The sequence below is a fragment of the Agrobacterium sp. 22117 genome, from assembly GCF_052045735.1.
Taxonomy (GTDB): Bacteria; Pseudomonadota; Alphaproteobacteria; order Rhizobiales; family Rhizobiaceae; genus Agrobacterium; species Agrobacterium cavarae.
The window spans coordinates 252,134-271,018 of sequence record NZ_JBQEPP010000001.1 but is presented as its reverse complement, the minus strand read 5'-3'; the positions used below and the strand labels follow the sequence as shown (position 1 = coordinate 271,018).

At 57.1% G+C, this 18,885-nt stretch carries 16 protein-coding genes, 1 tRNA gene and 2 pseudogenes; 6 read left to right on the top strand and 13 right to left on the bottom strand.

Features of this window, described 5'->3' with window-relative positions; translation table 11 throughout:
- Positions 1-94: 94 nt before the first annotated feature.
- Positions 95-733 carry a CatB-related O-acetyltransferase gene (locus tag ACTJKV_RS01330; RefSeq protein WP_440598401.1) on the top strand — a complete coding sequence of 213 codons (639 nt, stop codon included), beginning with the start codon at positions 95-97 and terminating at the stop codon, positions 731-733.
- A gap of 39 nt (positions 734-772) precedes the next feature.
- Positions 773-856, top strand: a pseudogene (locus ACTJKV_RS01325) (Lrp/AsnC family transcriptional regulator); the annotation flags it as partial.
- Positions 857-876: 20 nt separating this feature from the next.
- Here the strand turns inward: ACTJKV_RS01325 and ACTJKV_RS01320 are convergent.
- From ACTJKV_RS01320 to ACTJKV_RS01260, 13 genes and pseudogenes are all read right to left on the bottom strand, one after another.
- Positions 877-1,347, bottom strand: coding sequence for an N-acetyltransferase family protein (locus ACTJKV_RS01320; protein ID WP_440598400.1), 471 nt, complete (start codon positions 1,345-1,347; stop codon positions 877-879).
- A gap of 13 nt (positions 1,348-1,360) precedes the next feature.
- Positions 1,361-2,287 (bottom strand): carbohydrate kinase family protein, encoded by a 927-nt coding sequence (locus tag ACTJKV_RS01315; RefSeq protein WP_440598399.1) that lies wholly within the window; start codon positions 2,285-2,287, stop codon positions 1,361-1,363.
- 85 nt (positions 2,288-2,372) lie between these two features.
- Positions 2,373-3,071, bottom strand: a complete 699-nt coding sequence (locus ACTJKV_RS01310) for an orotate phosphoribosyltransferase (RefSeq protein WP_440598398.1) — start codon at positions 3,069-3,071, stop codon at positions 2,373-2,375.
- Positions 3,072-3,136: 65 nt separating this feature from the next.
- Entirely contained in the window at positions 3,137-4,177 is a 1,041-nt protein-coding gene (pyrC, locus tag ACTJKV_RS01305) for a dihydroorotase (RefSeq protein WP_440598397.1), read from the bottom strand.
- Positions 4,178-4,312: 135 nt separating this feature from the next.
- Positions 4,313-5,365, bottom strand: coding sequence for a 4-hydroxyproline epimerase (locus tag ACTJKV_RS01300; protein WP_274100961.1), 1,053 nt, complete (start codon positions 5,363-5,365; stop codon positions 4,313-4,315).
- 68 nt (positions 5,366-5,433) lie between these two features.
- A complete protein-coding gene (locus ACTJKV_RS01295) occupies positions 5,434-6,765 on the bottom strand; it encodes an alpha/beta hydrolase (protein WP_274100962.1) in 1,332 nt (443 codons plus the stop codon).
- 256 nt (positions 6,766-7,021) lie between these two features.
- Entirely contained in the window at positions 7,022-7,801 is a 780-nt protein-coding gene (locus ACTJKV_RS01290; RefSeq protein ID WP_062599229.1) for a class I SAM-dependent methyltransferase, read from the bottom strand.
- Between the two features lie 41 nt (positions 7,802-7,842).
- Positions 7,843-9,384, bottom strand: a complete 1,542-nt coding sequence (locus tag ACTJKV_RS01285; RefSeq protein WP_274100963.1) for a hypothetical protein — start codon at positions 9,382-9,384, stop codon at positions 7,843-7,845.
- A 349-nt stretch (positions 9,385-9,733) separates the two neighbouring features.
- Entirely contained in the window at positions 9,734-10,192 is a 459-nt protein-coding gene (locus ACTJKV_RS01280) for a hypothetical protein (protein ID WP_274100964.1), read from the bottom strand.
- Positions 10,189-10,956: pseudogene (locus tag ACTJKV_RS01275) on the bottom strand (STM4504/CBY_0614 family protein); the annotation flags it as partial. The gene ACTJKV_RS01280 and the pseudogene ACTJKV_RS01275, both read right to left, overlap by 4 nt.
- 538 nt (positions 10,957-11,494) lie before the next feature.
- Positions 11,495-11,571, bottom strand: a tRNA-Arg gene (locus tag ACTJKV_RS01270).
- Positions 11,572-11,788: 217 nt separating this feature from the next.
- Positions 11,789-13,210, bottom strand: a complete 1,422-nt coding sequence (locus tag ACTJKV_RS01265; RefSeq protein WP_274101085.1) for a sensor histidine kinase — start codon at positions 13,208-13,210, stop codon at positions 11,789-11,791.
- Between the two features lie 273 nt (positions 13,211-13,483).
- Positions 13,484-15,493, bottom strand: coding sequence for a methyl-accepting chemotaxis protein (locus ACTJKV_RS01260; RefSeq protein WP_274100966.1), 2,010 nt, complete (start codon positions 15,491-15,493; stop codon positions 13,484-13,486).
- 366 nt (positions 15,494-15,859) lie between these two features.
- Here ACTJKV_RS01260 and rpmH point away from each other — a divergent pair, with 366 nt between their 5' ends.
- From rpmH to yihA, 4 genes are read left to right on the top strand one after another with little or no spacing between them, the layout of a single operon-like run.
- Positions 15,860-15,997: a 50S ribosomal protein L34 gene (gene rpmH / locus ACTJKV_RS01255; RefSeq protein WP_010972613.1), complete on the top strand. Its 138-nt coding sequence runs from the start codon at positions 15,860-15,862 to the stop codon at positions 15,995-15,997.
- 31 nt (positions 15,998-16,028) lie between these two features.
- Entirely contained in the window at positions 16,029-16,412 is a 384-nt protein-coding gene (gene rnpA / locus ACTJKV_RS01250; RefSeq protein ID WP_062427079.1) for a ribonuclease P protein component, read from the top strand.
- Positions 16,412-18,226: a membrane protein insertase YidC gene (gene yidC, locus ACTJKV_RS01245; RefSeq protein ID WP_274100967.1), complete on the top strand. Its 1,815-nt coding sequence runs from the start codon at positions 16,412-16,414 to the stop codon at positions 18,224-18,226. Before rnpA ends, yidC begins: the two co-directional genes overlap by 1 nt.
- On the top strand, positions 18,223-18,870 hold the full coding sequence (yihA, locus tag ACTJKV_RS01240) for a ribosome biogenesis GTP-binding protein YihA/YsxC (protein ID WP_274100968.1): 648 nt from the start codon (positions 18,223-18,225) through the stop codon (positions 18,868-18,870). The genes yidC and yihA overlap by 4 nt, the downstream gene beginning before the upstream one ends.
- The last annotated feature ends 15 nt before the right edge of the window (positions 18,871-18,885 follow it).

The window sequence follows — 18,885 nt, the reverse complement described above, 5'->3', positions numbered from 1 at the left end:
TTCGGGCGATAGATGTTGGGCAATGGATTCAACAGCTCCCGTTTCGTAGCTTGCCACCAATCGTGAATCTTAGATTTTGACAGGACAAGAATTGATGGCATTACTTGATCCGAAGGTGATCCATCCGATCACATTGCCTGACGGAACGGTCTACAGGGACACTGTCTATTTAAAGAACGTCATCGACCATCCGCGGATGGAGATTGGCGACTACAGCTACTACACCCACTCTGGAAAACCGGAAGACACGGCTTCGACCCTCGCGCCTTTTCTTGGGCACGGGGTGCGCGAGCGGCTCGTCATCGGGAAGTTTGTTCAGATCGCGCGTGGAAGTTACTTCGTAACCAGCTCTGCCAACCATCCGATGGAAGGGTTCACAACCTACCCCTTCCGCATCTTCAAGCCAGAAACATTTGGTTATAAAGACCTGCCGGTCAAGGACACAGTCGTTGGACACGATGTCTGGATCGGCCAGAATGCCGCAATCATGCCAGGCGTTCGCATTGGCTCAGGCGCTATCATCGCTGCCGCATCCGTCGTCACTCGCGAGGTGCCGCCCTATGCAGTCGTCGGCGGAAACCCTGCAGGGATCATTCGAATGCGATATGGCGACGACGTCATCGCCCAGTTGCTTCAACTCGCCTGGTGGGATTGGTCGCTGGAGAAGATTGAAGCCAATCTGGAGGCGCTGACCACTGGTGACATGGGTCGCCTCCGAGACGCAGCTGATTAATTCTGGCTCGTTGAATTACAGCCCGATCTTACTGGCCCGTTTCGTGACCAGACGAATGTCGCGCGCTTCGTGACGATGGTGGTGATCAAGACAGCGAAAGAGGAAACGGCGATCCGGGTTTGATCATGGGCCTTGGTCGCACCTTATTCAGTTCTCTCCACCCTTGCCGGGAGTTGCCGCTTTTGAAAACCGGTTTTAGACGGTTCGAACCCTGCGCTTCGATAAAATGCATGGGTTTCCGGCCTTGTGGAGCCTGTCATCAGCATGGCCTTGTAGCAGCCAGCCTGCCAAGCAGAAGCCGTTGCAAAGTCCAGAACCCGCTTCCCGATCCCTTGCCTTCTAAAGTCGCCATGGGTCACGACATTTTCGATCAGCGCGTAAGGCCAGCCACCCCGTGTAAGGTTTGGTATCACCACCAAGACGCACGAGCCAACGAGCACGCTGCCCATCTCACACAGCACGATAACGCTGCCGGGATAGGCAAGAAACTGATCGAATATCGCCTCGGCATCGGGCAAGTTCGGAGCTAGATCGCCCGGCGAAAGATGCTGATAAAGGTCGAGCAACGCTGGAAGATCGCTCTTTTGCGCAGCTCGGACCAATGTCTCGCCCATTCTATCGGAGGCCTTACAGCCCGATCTCATTCGCCCAAGGCGGATTTGCGCCTGCGCGCGAGACCGTCACGGCAGCGGCTTTGGCGCCAAGGGCAAGGGCCTTAGCGATCTGGTCTTCGGTGAGCGAGGCGACTTGGGGTTTGGTGAGGAGACCCTGGAGCTTCAGGGACGCCAGAATGCCGGCATCGAAGGTGTCGCCGGCGCCGACCGTGTCGACCACCTCGACGCGCTCGCTCGGCACTTCGACGCGAAGCTGCTTGGTGTAGCCGACAGCGCCTTCCGCGCCGCGGGTGACGACGACGAGCTTTGCGCCGTGGTGCAGCCAGTGGCGGGCGAGCGTGTCTTCATCGCCCTTCAGGCCGAACCAGGCCAGATCCTCATCCGAGAATTTGACGATATCCGACATCGCCGCCATGCGGTTGATGCGGTCCATGTGCTTTTGCTTGTCCTGGATGAAGCCCGGACGGATATTGGGATCGAGCGAGATGACACGCTTTTCGTGCTCGCGCACCAGGAGCGCTTCATAGGTGCTGCCGCATGGGTCGGGGATCAGGCTGATCGCACCGAAATGCATGGCTTCGCACTCGCCACCAATATGCGGCAAATCCTTTTCCGACAGCATGCGCCCTGCCGTACCTTCATCATAGAAGGCGTAGGTCGCTTGGCCATCGACGAGCTTGACAAAGGCAATGGTGGACGGTCGATTGGAGAAGGCGCAGAGGCTGTAATCCACGTTGCTGGCGCGCAGCGTCTCTTTGAGGATTTCGCCCATCATGTCGTCGGCGATGCCGGAGAAGAAAGCGGATGGAACGCCAAGGCGCCCGAGCGCGATTGCGGTGTTGAAGACCGCGCCGCCTGCATAAGGGGCGAAAGCCGCCTCGCCTTTGGTCGATTCACGCGGCAGCATGTCGATCAGGGCTTCGCCACAACACAGGATCATCCGATTTCCTCCAAATCTAAATCGATTAGATGCTTAACGGCAGCACCTTGTCCCGGTCAATATGCCGGGCAAGGTTCAGCCAAAATTACGATTGCGGCAATTCGCTGACGCCGCCGTGACGGGCCGACCACGGCAACGGGTTGTCGAGGAAAGCCTCCACTTCAGACAACGTCTTGTCGTCGAACAGCTTTTCGGTGCGCGCTGCCTCCAGCACGTTGCGCCAGGTGCTGAGGTAATGCAGCTTCACATTGCCGTTGGCAAAGCGCGCCTCGGCTTCGGAAAAGATGCCGTAGTAGAAAAGCGCAATACCGTGATCGACGATACCGCCAGCGGCCCGGATCGCATCGATGAAGGTGAACATGGACCCGCCTGCGGTGGTCAGGTCCTCGATAACCAGAACACGCGCACCCTCCGGCATATGGCCCTCGATCTGCGCATTGCGGCCGTGACCCTTCGGCTTCTTACGGCAGTAGATCATTGGCAGGCCAAGGCGCTCGGCCAGGAAAGCGGCAAAAGGAATGCCTGCGGTTTCGCCACCGGCGACGCAGTCGAACTTCTCGAAACCGGCATCGGCGACGATCTTGGCGGCGGCGAAATCCATGACGGCCGAGCGGATGCGTGGATAGGAGATCAGCTTGCGCATGTCGATGTAGACCGGGCTCTTCATGCCCGAAGCAAAGGTATACGGCGCTTCAGAGTTAAAATGGACGGCCTTGATTTCCCACAGCATCTTCGCGACGAGTTCGGCGACCACGGTGCGATCGGTGAAATTGAATTGGGCCATCGGCATTTTCCTCTTTTTGTCAGCTATCGATAAAAAAACTGCCGGATAAACCGGCAGCTTGAACGTTAGTTTTCAACATCCCAATGGAGCGGGAACATCGGATCAAAGACGGTGACGGGTCCAGCACCCGTCTCGATCTTTGCCGGAAATGCCACTGGCTCGTCGCGCTTTACCAGGGTGATCGTCTCTTCATTGGGAGCAAGACCATACCAGGCCGGGCCATTCAGTGAGGCGAAGGCTTCGAGTTTTGCGAGCGCATTGTCCTGTTCGAACACATGGGCAAGGCAGCTCATGGTGTTGATGGAGGTATAGACACCAGCGCAGCCACAGGCGCATTCCTTCAGCGGATCGACATGTGGAGCGGAATCCGTGCCGAGAAAGAAACGGGCATCGCCGGAGGTCGCGGCCGCGCGCAGCGCCAGACGATGCTCCTCACGCTTTGCCACCGGCAGGCAGTAATAATGGGGCTTGATGCCGCCGACCAGAATGGCATTGCGGTTGATGATGAGGTGATGCGTGGTGATGGAGCCAGCAAGGTTCTTCTCCGACTCGCGGATATAGTCCACGCCGTCCCGCGTCGTCACATGCTCCATCGTCACCTTCAGTTCCGGCAAACGCTTACGCAGCGGTGCAAGGACCGTATCAATGAAGACCTTCTCGCGGTCGAAGATATCGACATCCGGAGTCGTCACTTCGCCATGGACGCAAAGCGGCAGGCCGATCTTGGCCATGCGCTCCAGCACCGGCATGGCCTTGTCCATATCGCGCACGCCACCGTGCGAATTGGTGGTGGCACCAGCCGGATAGAGCTTCACGGCCGTGATGAGGCCGCTCTTCTTACCCTCTTCCACATCGTCCGGGCTGGTATGCTCGGTAAGATAGAGCGTCATCAGCGGCTCGAAGCGATCGCCAGCGGGAATGGCCTTGACAATGCGCTCGCGATAGGCGCGCGCATCCGCCGTGGTGACGACGGGTGGCACGAGATTGGGCATGATGATGGCGCGGGCGAAATGGCGGCTGGTATCGCCGATCACGCCTTCCAACATTGCGCCATCGCGCAGGTGCAGGTGCCAGTCATCCGGGCGGCGAAGGGTGATCGTCTGCATTGTCAGCCTCTCAAGCAGGTCCGCGCAAGGTGTCTCGCAGTTTGCGCGTGAAGACCTTGCGAAGAACAATGTATGGGGTGCGGCCCGCTTAGCACCTTTCCACTGAAGAAAACAGCGCCTTGGCGTGACTTCGGGCTACTTTTTCGCCTCACCGATCGAGCCCGCCTGCGGCCCCCAGACATCGGTCATGGCAAAGCCATCCGCCAGCGGATCGAAGGGGTCGAGCGCGATCTGGTGCAGACCAAAGGTGAAGCCGCGACCGGTAATGGTGGGAATGACAGCTTGCTTTCCCGCTACCTGGGAGAGCGCGGAGAGACCAACCTCGAACTCCGTGCCGATGATGGAGCGAGACTTGTAGGTGTCACCCACCTTCACCTTGCCGCGCGCGTGCAGCGTCGCCAGATTGGCGGAGTTGCCGGTGCCACAGGGCGAGCGATCTGCTCGACCCGGCCACATGGTGGTGCAGGTGCGGATGGTGCCATCCTCTTCCGTATCGCGGAACATGACATAGGCCACACCGGAGATGGCAGGGATTTCCGGATGCACGACAGGAATATCGCGGTTGACGATATCCTTCAGCACCATCCCGGCGGCCACGAGCTTGGCGGCGTTGGCCTTGTCGATGGTGAGGCCGATCTGACTCACATCCACCAGCGCATAAAAAATGCCTCCATAGGAGATATCCATGCGGATGCGGCCCCAGTCGGGCGTGTCGATCTCGACATCGAGCTCATGCACGAAGGACGGCACCATGGTGAGCTTGACCTTTTCGCAGCGACCGTCCTTGCAGGTGGCGGTGGCCTTGACGAGGCCGGCTGCGGTTTCCAGCATCACGATCGTCTCGGGCTCCTTCATCTCCACCATGCCGCTTTCCAGGAGAGCAGTCGTGGCGCAGATGGAATTGGAGCCGGAGCTTGCATGCGCCTGGTCCGGCTGGAGAATGACGAAGGCAGCATCCGCGTCCGGGTGCTTGGGTGGCAGCAGCAGATTGACGGAGCCGATCGGCGTCCCGCGCGGCTCAAGCGTCAGGAAGCGGCGAAGCTCCTCACCCTTCGGATCGGTGTTCAGCCAGTTCAGTTGCTCGGCAACCGTGGCGCCCGGAATTTTCGGCACGCCACCGGTGGCGACACGACCAATCTCGCCTTCGCAATGGACATCGAGAAGCTGAAGGGTGCGTTTCCAGCGCATGGCGCGTTACTCCGATGGGGAATTTTTCCCCGTCATAGCCGATTAAATACTGTTTGTATATTGGCAGATCAGCGACTGCGGCAGGCCGCGCTGTTGCGATTGGCGCGCAGCGAGCAATCCGTCTGGCTTCGATTTCCGCTATCGAGGAGTTGCGGATCGACAACGCTGGTTGCCGTATCGCCCACCGAGCCAACGGTGTTTTCGACCGAACGACCAAGACGCTCCACCTGCCGCCCGTAATTCTCGCGGGTGCGCGGATCGAAGACGGCAATTGGCGCACTGATTGCGACGCTCGCCGCCGTGCCGACCGTCTGTGCCGCACCGATGCCGACTGCGCCGATCGCTTCGCCAAGACCGACATCGGAGTCGGTCACCGTCTGGCCTGCGATCAACCGATCGCCGATCAGCTTCACGACTTCTGGGCTTTCTGCAAACTTGCCGTGGTTGAGGCGGTCGCCCGATTGCAGCTTGGTCAGATCAAGAACCGTGATGCCGGCCTTTTCCAACTCGCTGCGATAGGGTTCCGCCGCAGGATCGATCTGACCGAGGCGGTCGACATTGCCGGAAATGCGCCGCGATAGGCTGAGTGCCCGGTCGTCCTGCGAGACGAAGAGGGTGAATTTCGGCTTGTCCTTGCCAAGGCTCGCATATTGACGGCCGAAGACATCCACGTCGAGATCGGGTGCCGCCAGGATGACGTTGTTGATCTTCGGCAGAACATGGCCGTTGCGGATTGCCATCTGGCGCAGTGCTTCCACTGCAAGCCATGTGCCCATGGAGTGGGCCATGACGGTGATGTCACTGACCGAGCTATCCTTGGCAAGCCGCGTCAGCATCTCCTCCAGCGCATCGCGCGAGTAGTTGGTGCTTTCCTTGTCGTAATTATAATCGAAGATGCTGGCGCGCGAGGGCCACGTGAAGACCACGGGAACGACGTCCGTTCCGGAGTCATGGACGATCTGGGCGAAACGGTAGACCGATTCTTCGTAGCGATTGTTGAAGCCATGGACGAAGACCAAAACACGCCGGTCCTTCGGGCTATGGCGCTTGATCCAACTGCGGGTATCCGCCGCCGAGGTGACGGGCTCCACCGAAATCGTGGTGAAGTCCTTCAACGGATCCGGCGGAAGCTTCTTCGGCCACTGCACCTGGCCAACCTTGCGGTTGGCACCCGGAGGAATGGAGACCGTCACGGCATCCACCTTGAGGCCCGTGCCGCGCTCGCCCCCGAACAGCACCGCCTTGTCCTCTGCTGGTGCGCGTGTCGTCGCCACCAGCAGGCTGACCGGCGTCGTGCCCTGCACCACCTGCCCCGTTGGCGTCATCACCCCGACCGGACGCCCGCCGCAGCTGGCGAGAAAGGCCAACAAGATGACCAAAGCAACAAGCCTTGCGGCCATTCCGATACTCCAGGATAGGGCGAGGCTATTTTCCCAACAGATGCGAGATGCGCCCCGGCGATCAACCCCAGCGGTTATTACAGAAGGACCGCCGATAGACCAGTCATACTGATGTTATCAGAGCTTGCTTTTAGGAGTTGGTGTGGCCCTCACGCCTCTAACGATAGAGCACGTCAAAAGCCGTCGAGACATCAACGCCTCCACGGGTCTTGTCGCAAGCGCCTGCATTTCATCTGGAGCGCTTGCGCGGCGGAACTCAAAGATGCAGCGTCAATGGCGGAATTTGTGGCGCTTTCTCGACCAGCAGCAATCCACGCCCGAATTTGATCGACGCAATCGACTTTGCCAGCGCGATGACCTCATATTGAGTTCTGGACCCTGGAATTTGGACCGAAAAGTCGTTGTAGGTGTAGTCTTCGAAAATGCTGTTCTGGATATCGATCAACATCTTGAAGAATTCCACAGTCGTGACGGACGCATCCCTGAAGGCATCTGTGTGCCCCCAATACATGCACTCCAGATCTTCAACGAAATAAATGCCTGTCTCCTTCAGACCCTTGTCAAACAGACCATTAAACGAGGCGATCTGGTGAGATGCAACATGGCTGCCATCATCGATGATGATGTCGAATGGGCCATATTTATCAACAACGGATTGCAGGAAGGCCGGGTCGCTCTGATCGCCGATTTCCACGTGGATATCGTGTTCAGGAGCATTAAAAGCAGTGCAGCTTTCATCGATGTCGATACCGACGATGGTTGCTCCGTCGCCAAAGAAGCGGCGCCAGAGTTGAAGCGAGGCTCCGCGATAGACGCCGATTTCCAGAACGCGCGGGCTCTTGCCGTGATAGCGTCCGAACTCGCGGTCATAAACCTGAAAGTAACCCAGCCATTTGTGCCCACCGGGAATGGTTGCCCAAACCTGACCTGAGACAGTGTTATCGATGCTGGGAAATGGCGGTACCTTGTTGCTCTCCCACGACACCTTCTCGCGCATCGCTTCCGGCAAAAGATTGTAGATCGTCTTGAATGGCATGTATGATCCTACATGTTCGAACAGTGAACGGAAAACGGGCGTTAACGCGCGGCGTAAGCTGCTTTAAAGGCGTTGCCCTGCATCAGATTGGTCTTCTGCTCCGCTGCCAGAGCAGCAAGTTTCGGGCTCCAGCCGGGTAGAAGGTCAACGATCGCCGCGCCGGCTTGCCGCAAGACCTCGAGCGACGGCACATTCTGAGGCGGATTGATCCGATCAAGATTGTGCATGAAATGCTGGAAGGTATTCCTCATCTCGACGATCATCGTTTTGACGACGTCGCTGAACTCGTTTTCCTGCAACAGGATCGTCAGACGATAATTGTCTGAGATCGTGAAAACGGTGGATCCGTCCAGCGACGCATTCAACGCCTCGAAGAACACACGATGGCTGCCGAAGTCCCGAAGGATGAACGTCTCAGGCAGGGTCTCCACGATTTCGGCGCTGCGCGGTTCCCCCAGAAGGATGCAAGGCGTTATGGTGGCGCGACGGTCCATCCGATCGATGATCGTTCCCAGCGATCTTCCCGTGCCGACAAAATCGACGAGAAGGTTGCGAAGACCCAGCTTGTTTTGCAGATAGGCCTCGTATTCGGGAGATTCCGTGTAGCACACCGCTCGCGAGATGCGGATATATTCCGAGGGCGGCATATTCGCGCGGGCAAAATGGCGAGATGCGAGCATCTCCTGCCACAGATTACAGTCGCGCGCCGCCATCAATATCTTGTCGACACCCCGTTCTTCGGCGCAGGCCTTGATCCAGAAGGAGGCGAGGATCATCAACGGGATGTTGATCGAGGCCTGAGCCCGCTGTGCATGGCGGATATTGATGTTTCTGTGGAACGAGCGAAGACGCGTCTCACGGACAGCGTGCGCATAGTCACTGAGTCCAATCGCATGCAGAATTTGCTCGCTCGGGTCCCATTTGGAAATGTTGACGAGCATCACGTCTATGCCGAAGGACGACGGGCTGATGATATCGGCCTGGATATTGTCCCCGAAATGGGTGCGCAGATTGTGCTGGCCGAGGATTTCCGGCCAGATCAAGCGATGATGCTTGCCGTAGTTGCTCAGATAGAGCTTGTTCTCCAAGCCGCATTTTTCACGCAGCACGCGCTCGATAAAGGGTCGTGGCAGGTACATGTCGGAGATGACGATGTCGTTCTCAGCGACGCGGGCGACGACGTCGCCGATGGGGAAGAGATGCTCCCACTCCTCCTCCAACTCCATCCACTTCAGAACGGCCGCCTGCTTTTCGCTGATGAACCCTTCAGAGATCATGATCAGGTAGATATCGTCGATGCCATAGGTCCGACGCCCGAAGATGCTCATCTCCGTCCTGTGGCGCATGTCGGCAAAGCCGGCAACGGCAGACTTGCGCTCGACGATGCGGAAAATCTCAAGCGGATCGGAACAGCGCCTGGCGACCAGCGTGTCGAAAAGATCGAAGCTCTGGATTTTGGTATGACTATCGGAAGAGTTCTCTTCCAGTACGTGGAAATTGGCCGTCTCTACATATCCCAGCGCTGGGTTATGGAAGTACCCACCCAGACGTATCGCCTCACCCGGCCCCGACAAAAGAGACATCTGGCAGGTGATCCTCCCGTCCTGATCGAACAGGTTGAGGAAACTTCCGTCTATTTCCCAATGCGCCTCATTGGCATGACTGTAACCAATCAGAAATCCGTTTTTATGAAATACAAAATCTTCACTGATGATGCCATTTTGAGGCTCGACTTTGAACGTGAACGTTCGCGACAGCAATTGATCAGCATCAATGGAAATGGGAGCTGTTTTCTCTGATACGTTAAGCATTCGATGTCCCATCATTAGACTATCTAATGGTCGTAGTGCCAAAAGCTTGCCTCAGACTAACCACATGGGCGGTGGGAAAAGCGGGGGAACAGTTTTTGAAAAGGCTAACAAGTCCGATCGATCAGTCTTCTTCCTCGGCATCAATGACTTTGTATGTCGCGCCAGAGGTATCTTTCTGGGTGATTTCATCGATGAGGTACTTCGCAAACATCGCCCCTCCCCCAAGAACCATCCATAGTGGAACCCTTATGGCTCCTCCGAGGGCTGCTATTCCTGCGTTGGCGCCACCAAATAAGGTGATCCCCACTGCTGCTGCACCCATCCCTAGTCGCTGTGCAACAGAGCGATTATCCCAACCATATTTCTTTGATTGCTTGGCTATTATCTTTAGGGCAGGCAACACTACCTTGCTTTTCGCCGTCAAGATCAGGGCCTTCTTGGCCTTCACCGGAGCAGGGATTGGTTCCCCTCTTATTTCTAAGAGCTTTGCTGCCCATTCCCTTATCTCATCCCCTTCGGATTGACTAACCTGCTTTGCAATCGTCACGGCCAACTGACGTTGTTTATCATTCTCAGTCACTTCAGTTCCTTCTCTGCCGTCGTCAGGAAGACAAGTGTGGAGGCCGTCATATGGAGCATGTAAGCCGTGAGGTAGTCGGGAACTTCTTGGGGAACGGCACCTTGCCCATGACCGCTCAGCTTGTTCCGCCCAGTCGGAATGCTGCTTTCGAGAAGGCTTCTCAGTGACGTCATCTGCTGTTGCCAGAATGGGGGAATAAGACCGTTGGACAGGCATACGTCAATCAATGCCTTGGCTGTGTCGGTCGCCTTATATGTCCAGCCCCTTTTGACGCAGATGGCCTTTAGGGTCGATTCAAACGCCTTTAGGCAATCGTTCAGGGCTTCCTTGTTGTTACCGTGCCTGTAGTGCTCGTAGGCTGACAGGAACTCCTCGTGGGGTCCTGCATAGTCCTTTGTATTCAGGAGCCGGATTGCTGGCTTAACTGCTTCTTTGTGGACGAGTTCCGAATCTATGCGGATGATTTCTCCGTCCACGAACTGGTAGCCGACCCCGTTTTCTTTGAACCGAGCATTCAACTCCTCAATTACGTCGTCGGCATTTTCATCATAGCGTCGATAGCTACAATAATCGAAAGAACGAGTAAGTTTATCAACAGCTCGGATTGAAATTTCAACAACATCGAGGCAGCGCTCGATATTTTCTTCAATTTCAAAAAATTGAAACAGCTCTTTATCGGGATCAATTTCCCTATATTCATTTCCAGCCAGCCGGTGAACTCCATACTCCTTGCGTAAAGTATTCACAATTAACGAAAATGTATTATGTGTACGGCCTGCATATAGATCGCCACTAGATCGCCACGTGGATTGAGACCCTGCTTTATTAGGTACTCAATCTGAACTCTTAAGGTTTTAGGGAGCTCATCATAGGCGTAGACGTCCGGCACTTCGCCCCTAATTCGCTTTTGACGCTTCGAATAAAGATCAAATACCGCCATAGCCATCCGCCGACATAGAATCGCAGAGGATATATTAGCTCACTTAAATTCAAGCGTAAGACGGCATCTCTACCATCTCCCGAAAATCAGGAACTTTTCTGAGAAAATCTTGAGTGTAATAGACTACCGGACCAGTCATCCGGTTCACACTGCTACCGGCTACCCTCGGGGTCCCCACGAGCCAGAGAACCTATCGTTCATAGCGACAGGAGATTCTTAAGAACTTCGCTCGGCCATTCAAGCGGACTAAAGGATCTGCCACGCTCAAAGGGACTGTCATTACAAGGCTATCACATTTCCTGCTCACCATCACGAACAGAAAAATCCACAAGATACTAACGCACTGTAACAGGGGTAAAAAATGGCGCACCCGAAGAGATTCGAACTCCTGACCCCCAGATTCGTAGTCTGGTGCTCTATCCAGCTGAGCTACGGGTGCGTGCCGCAGAAGCTGTTCTGCTGGCGTGGCGATCCTCTAAAACGTCCTACCTTCGAATGCAAGCGATTTTGTTTTTAAATCGTCATTTTCCTGCAATGAATTTTACAGTTCTTTGAAAATAAAGGGTTTTTCGACAATACCGATTTCGGCTTCAAATTCTCGATAAAAAAGGGATGGCGTCTTGGCGCCTTCGAGAGGAACCACGAACGGCAAAAAACTAGGTCGTGGCGGCCGTCGATCCGGGCTGTGGGCGGTCAGGAATCTCGATGCGGAATTGGGTGCCACGATCGGCCTTTTCGACAAGGGCAATCGTTCCTCGGTGGGACAGCACAAGCTCGCGGGCGATGGCGAGGCCGAGGCCGGTTCCGCCGGAGCGTGCGGAGCCACGGAAGGCGGAGAACAGGTTTTCGCGCGCCTTCTGCGGCATGCCGGGGCCGTTATCGTCGATGACGATGCTGACGATATCGTCGTTGCGCTGGGCGGCGATTGTCAGGCGCTTCGTGGGGTAATCGGACCCGCTTGCCTGCTGCAGCGCCTGCACGCTGTTTTTACAGAGATTGTAGAGAACCCGGAACAGTTGCTCGCTATCGGCATCGATCGTCAGGCTATCCGGGATGCTATCGACGAACTCAATCCCGCTCTCCGGTTCGATGGCGAGGATGTCCTTTACATCCTGGACCACTTCGCCAAGCTCGATCATGCGGCGTCTTGGCGCGCCTTCGGTTGCCTGGCCATAGGCAAGCACTTCGCTTGTGTAACCGACGGCGCGATCGATGGTTCTCAGAAGCTTTGGCGCGAAGCTGCGCACCATCGGATCTTCCACATCGACCAGCCTGTCCGACATGAGTTGGGCGGACGCCAGAATGTTGCGCATGTCATGGTTGATCTTGGAGACGGCCAGCCCCAGATCGGCGAGGTTCTTCTGCTGTCGCAGCGTCTTTTGCAATTGCACCTGCATATCGGCAAGATGGCGTCCGGCAACCGCCAACTCATCGGTCCCCTCTTCCGGCTTGAATAGGCTCGCAGGATCGTCCGGTCGCTCCGAGAAGGTCTGCATGCCAACAGTCAGGCGCCGGATCGGGCGGATCAGGATGCGGTTGATGGAGACGAAGATCAGGCTTGCGGTGATCAGCGACAGCGCCACCGAAATCATCAACACGTTGCGGGCATAGGCGATCATCGCGGCGCGCAGCTTGTTCTCGCTCATCACGATTTCGATGATCATGTTGCTGTCGCCGATCACATCGAAGACACGGATGACGCGGTTCTGGCCGAAGAGCAGGACCGAGAAGGCATCGCGCACCGCTTGCAGTTGCGAGACGTCCGACAGGTCGTATTGATCGTCGACACTCGGCGGCACCTCGGTGGCGGCGAGAAGCGTGGACGTGCCATCCTTCTTCAGTGCAATGAGCTTTGCGCCGGTCGCAAGCAGCGTATCGTTCTGCACGCTGCGGGGAAGTTCTGTCTGAAGACCGTCGATCACCACGCCCGCAGCAGCGGCGGTGTTCAACCTGTCGCGCAGCCAGGCAAGGCGCATATTGGCGACGGAGGGCACGAAGATCAGAATTTCGGCGATCATGACGAAAATGATCGTCAACAGAAGCAGGCGTCCGGACAGCCCTTGGGTCAGGCCAGGCATCTCGCGCAAGGGGCGGCTCGTGGCCTCATCCTCCCGCTCGCCATTCATCCGGTTTCTGAGTGCTGAAAACACCAGGGCTTTTCCTGTTGGTCTGCCGGCCAGCGGTCAGAAGCCTTGGCGGCGTCCAATTCGGCAAACAGCGTCATTTCGAGATATCATAAGGATTCGAAGCGAAATTTCAAACGGATGCAAGGCGGATACACAATTCGATGGGCAAAACGGAAAACGCCGCCCTGAAGGCGGCGCTCGGCTTAGGCATAAACGAAGCGGTGATCAGAACTCCTGCCACTCGTCCTTGCTCGGTGCAACTGCGGCGGAGCTGCTGAAAGCGCGTGCCACCGTGCCCATCATTCTGCGCGCCGGAGAGCCCACTGGCGTAGAGGACGGTCGGGCTGGAGCCGCAAATCTTTGAGCCTGCGAAGCCTCGTTCCCAAGGCGGAAGCGGCCGACCAGCGAGACCAGCGTTGCCGCTTCGCCGCTGAGCTTATGAGTTGCAGCAGAGGTTTCCTCCACCATGGCGGCATTCCGCTGGGTCACCTGATCCATCTGGTTGATGGCCGTGTTGACCTCCTGCAGACCTGTCGCCTGCTCCTGCGCCGCTGTGGCGATGGAATGGATGTGGTCGTTGATGCTTAGGATGCGCGTCTCGATGTCTTCGAGTGCTGCACCCGTCTGGCGAACGAGCGTCACGCCACTGCCGACCTCTTCTCCGGACTTGGTGATGAGCGCCTTGATATCCTTTGCGGCGTTGGCGGAGCGCTGCGCGAGTTCGCGCACTTCCTGTGCAACGACTGCGAAGCCCTTGCCTGCTTCACCTGCACGCGCGGCTTCGACACCTGCGTTCAGAGCCAGGAGGTTTGTCTGGAATGCAATCTCATCGATGACGTTGATGATCTGGCTGATTTCGCGCGATGCCTGCTCGATCCGGCCCATAGCGGTGACCGCGTCGCGAACCACTTTGGCGGAATGGGCCGTCTTTTCCTTGGTCTCCGACACCATTGCGCTTGCTTCCTGGGCGCGCGCGGTGGAGTTCTTCACAACGGCGGTGATCTCATCAAGGGCCGCAGAAGTCTCTTCCAGGGCTGCCGCCTGCTGCTCGGTGCGTTTCGACAGATCGTCAGCCGCTGAGCGCAACTCATTGGCATTGCCATTGATGCCTTCTGTGCTTTCTTGAACTTCCGCCATTGTCGCTTTCAACTTGGCCATCGTGTCGTTGATGTTGGCCTGAAGCTCGGCGAAGACGCCTTGGAAGTTGCCGTTCATGGCGCGCGTCAGATCACCCTGCGCGAGGTCGGCCATAACGCGACCCGCCTCGGAGACGCCGCTATCGACGCTGCCGAGAAGATCGTTGATGGTCTTTGCAAAACGGTTGAGGTTGTCGTCACCATAATCCTTGGTGATGCGGCGGCTGAAGTCACCTTGTGCCGCTGCACCCACCACATCCGCCATACCCGCCTGTAGATCGTCGCTCTTGGTACGCATGGCGGCTTCCTGCGCATTCATACGCCGCACCTCCAGGCCATTACGCTTGAAGATTTCGACTGCGGCCGCCATCTCGCCGATCTCATCCTTACGGTCGAGATAGGGGATTGTGGCCTCCAGGTTGCCGTCGGCGACAGACTTCATTACTTCTGAGACGTTTAGGATCGGCGCACTCAATTGCCTGGAGCCGACATAAAGGCCGATGATGGTTCCGGCTCCGACACCGGTGACGGTGACAAGGGCGACGACCAGGAAGATAAACTGGCCGAAGGCGTCGATCTCCGACTTGATCGCATCGAGATCTTTAAGATCGCCCTTCACAACTGCGTCGATTTCGCCCTGATAGGCCTTGCGGTTTTCTCGGTTGGCTTCGTTGTTGCCCTGGACGCTCGCTTCCTGAGGGCCAACTTCGCGGCCAAGGCGGGCGGTCTCGGTGCGGAAGGCGCGAAACTCAGCAAAGCGCTTTTCGATGTTATCGAAGGCAGCGGCCTGATGGGCCGGAACCCGCGGCTTCCATTCCTTAAGAAGTGCGGACATGGCATCGAGGTTGGTGATGATGCCCTCGGCGAACTTTCCCGCCGCCGCCATGTCCTTTGCCGCGTACACGCCACGGGCTTCCATAACGACAGCGGTCACCAGCCTGTTGAGAGTTTCGCCGTAACGAGCACGATCTGCAACGGCATCGAGAGCGACGGTGTGTGCCTGATATTTGTTGATGGCGTAGATTGAAAGGCCACCAATACTACAGGCCACAAGGCTCAAAAAGCCAACGAGTAGATTGATCTTGCTTCGAATTTTCACTGCGAACTCCCCGTATTCCAGATCCCCCACGACCGGAGAGCGAGGCTCCCAGCCGTCTGGTCACGACAACGTTATTGAAGGTCAATTAAGAAACAATTTCAGATTTTACTTATATTGCAAAATCTTTTGAAAAAGCCGTCTTGGAAAGATGAGAGAGATCCCTCCAGGAAAAGCCGGGCTTTGAAGGGTTCGCGCGCGTTGAGTGCGTGATGCGGTTCTGCAATTGACTTTGCGGGCCATAAGCCCTTATAAGCCCGCACGTCCGGGCATTTTGTGCAGTCTATGATGGCTTTCCGGGCATTAGTCGAAACGCTCTTGCCCTTAAAGGCAAAGTCAAGAAGGGCCGCACCCCGCGGTATTAAATAAATGTCGAAGCGTACTTTCCAACCGTCCAAGCTTGTTCGCAAGCGCCGTCATGGTTTCCGTGCCCGCATGGCCACAGCTGGCGGCCGCAAGGTTCTTGCAGCTCGCCGCGCTCGCGGTCGCGCACGTCTGTCCGCTTAATCAAGTGGTTGCCCGATGAAAGTCGCGGCAGATGACAGATAAGAAGAAAATGCCCGGTCGGTTGAAAAACCGGCCGGATTTCCTTGCCGTTCAGGCGGGCGAGAAAAGGCGCGGAAGCACTTTTCTTCTGGAGGTCCTGGATCGACAGGCTCCTGAAACCGAACCCAGGGTCGGTTTTACCGTCACGAAACGCCAGGGAAACGCGGTGGAGCGCAACCGTATGCGTCGCCGCCTCAGGGAAGCCGTGAGGCTTTCTGCCGGGTTTGCAATGAAACCCGGGCATGACTATGTGATTGTCGCCCGAAGGGACGCATTGAATACCGACTTCGCCGTACTGGAAAACTTGCTCATAGAGCGGATCGAGGGACGCGCGAAAAACGGACGCTCCCGGGAGACCCGCTCCAGGAAAGAATGATGGAAAAAAACCGCAATTACTTTATCGCGATCGCCCTTTCGGTTGTCATCGTACTTGCCTGGCAGTTTCTCTACATGAACCCGCGTATCGAGCAGCAGCGCCGCGCCGAAGAGGCACGCCAGGCGCAGCAGGCGACGCAACAGACGCAGACCACGACGGCACCCGCCGACGGCTCGTCCGCACCGGCCACGACGCCGAACGCGACGACGCCCGCCACCGGCAGCCAGCAGGCAGGGACCTTGTCTCGCGCCGAGGCGCTGGCGAAGACCCAGCGTGTCGAAATCGACACGAATGCCATTGCCGGCTCCATCAACCTGACGGGCGCGCGTCTCGATGACGTTCGTCTGAAGGACTATCATGAGACGGTGGATGACTCGAGCCCGATCATCACGCTCCTCTCGCCTGCCGAGACGCATGACGGTTACTTCACCGAACTCGGCTATATCGGCAACGAGGGCGTTGGCTCCGTGCCTGGCCCGACCACGGTCTGGACCGCACCGGCCGGCGCAAAGCTGACCGAGACGACGCCGGTCACGCTTTCCTACACCAACGACAAGGGCGTGGTCTTCAACCGCACCATCTCGATCGACGACCACTACATGGTCACCGTCACCGACAAAATCGAGAACCCCGGTCAGGACGCGATCACGCTTTCGGCCTATGGCCGCATCACGCGTAACAACAAGCCTGTCACCCCGCCCGTCTTCGTGATCCACGAAGGCTTCCTGGGCGTTGCCGGTGCTGATGGCAGCCTGACGGAAGAGACCTACAAGAAGGTCGAGGAACAGCCCTATGTCCTGCCGAAGGCAACCGGCGGCTGGCTCGGCATCACCGACAAGTACTGGGCGGCAGCGATCGTTCCGCCACAGGACAAGGCCGTCGAGACCCGCTACTCGCACTTTACCGATGGTCAGCCGCGTTATCAGGCCGATTATCGCAGCGATGCCGTGACCATTGCGCCCGGCGCATCCACCGAGCTGAAGAACATGATCTTCGCCGGTGCGAAAGAAGTGCCGCTGGTCGATCGGTACGAGAAGCAGTATTCCATTCCGAAGTTCGATCTCTTGATCGACTGGGGCTGGTTCTACTTCATCACCAAGCCGATGTTCAAACTGATGGATTTCTTCTTCCGTTACTTTGGCAATTTCGGCGTGGCGATCCTGCTCACCACCATCGTCGTCAAGCTCCTGTTCTTCCCGCTCGCCAGCAAGCAATATGCCTCCATGGCGAATATGAAGCGCATGCAGCCCAAGATCGAGGAGCTGAAGGCCAAGTTCGGCGACGACCGGATGGGCATGCAGCAGGCGATGATGCAGCTCTACAAGGAAGAAAAGATCAATCCGATTGCCGGCTGCTGGCCGATGCTTTTGCAGATCCCGGTCTTCTTCGCGCTCTACAAGGTCATCTACGTCACCATCGAAATGCGTCACGCGCCTTTCTTCGGCTGGATTCACGATCTGTCTGCGCCAGATCCGACCTCGCTCTTCAATCTGTTCGGTCTTCTGCCCTATGACGTGCCGCACTTCCTGATGATTGGCGTCTGGCCTATCATCATGGGCATCACCATGTTCCTGCAGATGCGCATGAACCCGACGCCGCCCGATCCGACCCAGGCGATGATCTTCACCTGGATGCCGCTGATCTTCACCTTCATGCTGGCGTCTTTCCCGGCCGGTCTGGTGATCTACTGGGCATGGAACAACACCCTGTCGATCTCGCAGCAGGCTGTGATCATGAAGCGCCACGGCGCCAAGATCGAGCTCTTCGACAACCTCAAAGGGGTGTTCAAGCGAAAGCCGGTGCAATCCAAATGACGGCTGACAAGCCCCTCTTCGGAAGGCCGTGGATTTTCATCCGCGGCGTTCCGGCCATGAAGTTCCTTCCTCCCGAGGGCCCGGCAGAAATCGCTTTTGCCGGGCGTTCGAATGTCGGCAAGTCTTCGTTGATCAATGCGCTCGTCGGCCATAAAGGATTGGCGCGCACCTCGAATACCCCGGGCCGCACGCAGGAACTCAACTATTTCGTGCCGGAAGGCTATTCCGGTGCCGGAGACGATCTGCCACCGATGGCACTGGTCGATATGCCGGGCTATGGCTACGCACAGGCGCCCAAGGATCAGGTCGATAACTGGACGAAGCTCGTCTTCGACTATCTGCGTGGCCGCGCAACGTTGAAGCGCGTCTATGTGCTGATCGATTCCCGTCACGGCATCAAAAAGAATGACGAAGACGTCTTGAGCCTTCTCGACAAGGCGGCCGTCTCCTATCAGATCGTTCTGACGAAGACGGACAAGATCAAGGAACCTGCCGTTCCGCGCCTCGTCAGCGAGACGCTGGAGAAGATCAAAAAGCGCCCTGCGGCCTATCCGGAAGTTCTGGCAACGTCATCTGAAAAATCGGCCGGTCTAGATGAACTGCGCGCAGAAATCCTGAAAACGGTTGGTTATCCGCAGCCCTGACGGTTGACGGTCGAA

Bases quoted from the DNA above. Each gene is read 5' to 3' on its own strand.
- ACTJKV_RS01285 (WP_274100963.1), bottom strand. From the start codon at position 9,384: ATGTCTCTTTTGTCGGGGCCGGGTGAGGCGATACGTCTGGGTGGGTAC.
- ACTJKV_RS01310 (WP_440598398.1), bottom strand. From the start codon at position 3,071: ATGGCCCAATTCAATTTCACCGATCGCACCGTGGTCGCCGAACTCGTC.
- yihA (WP_274100968.1), top strand. From the start codon at position 18,223: ATGACGGCTGACAAGCCCCTCTTCGGAAGGCCGTGGATTTTCATCCGC.
- ACTJKV_RS01290 (WP_062599229.1), bottom strand. From the start codon at position 7,801: ATGCCATTCAAGACGATCTACAATCTTTTGCCGGAAGCGATGCGCGAG.
- ACTJKV_RS01300 (WP_274100961.1), bottom strand. From the start codon at position 5,365: ATGCGCTGGAAACGCACCCTTCAGCTTCTCGATGTCCATTGCGAAGGC.
- ACTJKV_RS01315 (WP_440598399.1), bottom strand. From the start codon at position 2,287: ATGATCCTGTGTTGTGGCGAAGCCCTGATCGACATGCTGCCGCGTGAA.
- ACTJKV_RS01265 (WP_274101085.1), bottom strand. From the start codon at position 13,210: ATGCCTGGCCTGACCCAAGGGCTGTCCGGACGCCTGCTTCTGTTGACG.
- ACTJKV_RS01295 (WP_274100962.1), bottom strand. From the start codon at position 6,765: ATGGCCGCAAGGCTTGTTGCTTTGGTCATCTTGTTGGCCTTTCTCGCC.
- rpmH (WP_010972613.1), top strand. From the start codon at position 15,860: ATGTCGAAGCGTACTTTCCAACCGTCCAAGCTTGTTCGCAAGCGCCGT.
- rnpA (WP_062427079.1), top strand. From the start codon at position 16,029: ATGACAGATAAGAAGAAAATGCCCGGTCGGTTGAAAAACCGGCCGGAT.
- yidC (WP_274100967.1), top strand. From the start codon at position 16,412: ATGGAAAAAAACCGCAATTACTTTATCGCGATCGCCCTTTCGGTTGTC.
- pyrC (WP_440598397.1), bottom strand. From the start codon at position 4,177: ATGCAGACGATCACCCTTCGCCGCCCGGATGACTGGCACCTGCACCTG.
- ACTJKV_RS01320 (WP_440598400.1), bottom strand. From the start codon at position 1,347: ATGGGCGAGACATTGGTCCGAGCTGCGCAAAAGAGCGATCTTCCAGCG.
- ACTJKV_RS01330 (WP_440598401.1), top strand. From the start codon at position 95: ATGGCATTACTTGATCCGAAGGTGATCCATCCGATCACATTGCCTGAC.